General features: G+C 73.2%; 2 protein-coding genes. Both read left to right on the top strand.

Annotated elements, in window-relative coordinates; genetic code table 11:
* Nucleotides 1-183: 183 nt before the first annotated feature.
* Entirely contained in the window at nucleotides 184-714 is a 531-nt protein-coding gene (locus QMG73_RS46025) for a nucleoside deaminase (protein WP_281906490.1), read from the top strand.
* A gap of 64 nt (nucleotides 715-778) precedes the next feature.
* Nucleotides 779-1,657: a TIGR03619 family F420-dependent LLM class oxidoreductase gene (locus QMG73_RS46020; RefSeq protein WP_281906489.1), complete on the top strand. Its 879-nt coding sequence runs from the start codon at nucleotides 779-781 to the stop codon at nucleotides 1,655-1,657.
* Nucleotides 1,658-2,007: the final 350 nt, after the last annotated feature.

Genomic DNA, 2,007 nt, shown 5'->3' with positions numbered 1-2,007 from the left:
GCCGCAGATCAGCGGTGATCACTCCCGCACGTGCCATACCAGCAGCCTCCCAAGATCAGCCCTCTGTTGCACTGACCGGTGGAGACCGCCTCTCCTTTCCGCGTGCGTTCGCCCTTGATCGATGAAGGTCTCCTTGATCGCGGAGGGGCAGCGGCCGCGCTTCCCGAGCCATAGGGTGCCTTCATGACCACGAACCCGGACGGATACGGGCGCCTGGCCGGCGCGCCGATCGCCGCGCTGGGCGGCGAGGCGGGCGCCCTCGCCCGCACTGTCGAGGCGGCCGAACGCCACGGCGCGGCCGGCCAGCTCCCGTTCGCCGCGCTCACCGCCCGCGACGGCGTGGTGATCGGCACGGGCCTCAACACGGCCCTGTCGGACCTCGACCCGTCCGCGCACAGCGAGGTCGTCGCGATCCGCGACGCCGCCCGCCGGCTGGGCTCGCTCGACCTCGCCGGCGCCGTCGTCTACTCCAGCTGCGAACCGTGCGCGATCTGCCGGACCGTCGCGGCCGCCGCCGGGGTCCGAGAGATCGTGTACGCGGCTCGCAAGGAGCTCGTCCCGCTGCCGATGGACCCCACGCCGCGCGCCACCGCCGCGCTCATCGACGCCGTCACCGCCCTGCTGCCCGGCATCGCCCGGCCCGGCACGACCGACCTGACCGACGAGCGCCTGTCCGCACCCTTCCGGTCGTACCTGCGGTCGGCGGCCGCATGACCGAGCGCTCGCGCGAGGGTCAGGCAGCACGTCAGGCCGGCGCCCGACGAAGGGAAGCGGCCGCATGACCCGGCTCGGCTTCAACGTGCCGAACTTCGGCCCGGAAGCCGACCCGGACACGCTGCTGGCCTGGGCGCGGTTCGCCGAAGACAGCGGTTTCAGCACGATCGTCGTCTCCGACCATGTGGCGCCCACTCCCGAGGTGACGGCCCTGTACCCGTCACCGTTCTACGACCCGTTCACCCTGCTCGCCTGGCTCGCCGGTCAGACGACCACCGTCCACCTGGGCACTTCGGTCACCGTGCTCCCGTACCGGCATCCGCTGCTCACCGCCCGGCTCAGCGCCATGCTGCACGTGCTGAGCGGCGGCCGCTTCGTGCTCGGGGCGGGCAGCGGCTGGTCACGCACCGAGTTCGCGGCGCTGGGGCTGGACGCGTCGGCCCGCGGCGCCACCACCGACGCGTACCTGGAGATCATCACGCGCGCCTGGGCTGAGCCGACGGTCAGCGCCGCCCCGCATTTCCACGACGTGGCGACCGGTCCGAACCCGTCCGACGGGCGCGTACCACTCTGGATCGGCGGCGCCGGAAAGGCCGCGATCCGCCGCGCGGCGCGTTTCGCCACCGCCTGGCACCCGATCAACCCGACCCTGTCGTGGCTACGCGACACCGGCCTGCCCGCACTGGCGTCGGCGGGCCGCCCGATGCCGGGCCTTGTACCGCGGATCAAGGCCCGCCTCCAACCCGAGCCCGCTCCCCCGGACCGGCCGCTCGGCGTTGGCACCCTCGACCAGGTCGTCGGCGACGTGGCCGCGCTGGTCGAAGCCGGCGCGAGCGAGGTCATCCTGGACCCGAATCCGGACAGCCCGCGTCCGCGCGACTTCGCCACGGAGAGGCGCCACCTGCTGGAGATCCGCGACGCCTTCCGAGCCCGGAGCCTCTGAGGCGGGACGCTTGCGCTGAGGCACGCGGGCTTCGCCGGAGCATGCCGGCTTTGCCGGGCGCCGTCTGGCGCAGGCGCAGGGTCGCGGAGGGCCCGCCGCGCCCGCGCGGTGGGCCACTGCCGAACTGCCGCTGCCGCCGATGGCCGAGATGTACGGCCGCGGCGCTGCCCGTCTCCGCCCGCAGGCGGCCCGCCGCCCGCAGGTGGCGGCCCGCCGATCAAGCACACTCGCATGGATCAAGGGCAAAAACACGCGAAAAAGAGATCCAACCACGTGCATTCGGCTCTTCGCCCCGATGTGTGGGTTGGGGTCGGGTTGGTGATTGGGGCACGCCGTTGCCTGGCCTAGGT

The organism is Phytohabitans aurantiacus, assembly GCF_027923225.1.
Classification (GTDB): Bacteria; Actinomycetota; Actinomycetes; order Mycobacteriales; family Micromonosporaceae; genus Phytohabitans; species Phytohabitans aurantiacus.
The sequence above is the reverse complement of the archived record's forward strand: the minus strand, read 5'-3'. Positions and strand labels throughout refer to the sequence as shown.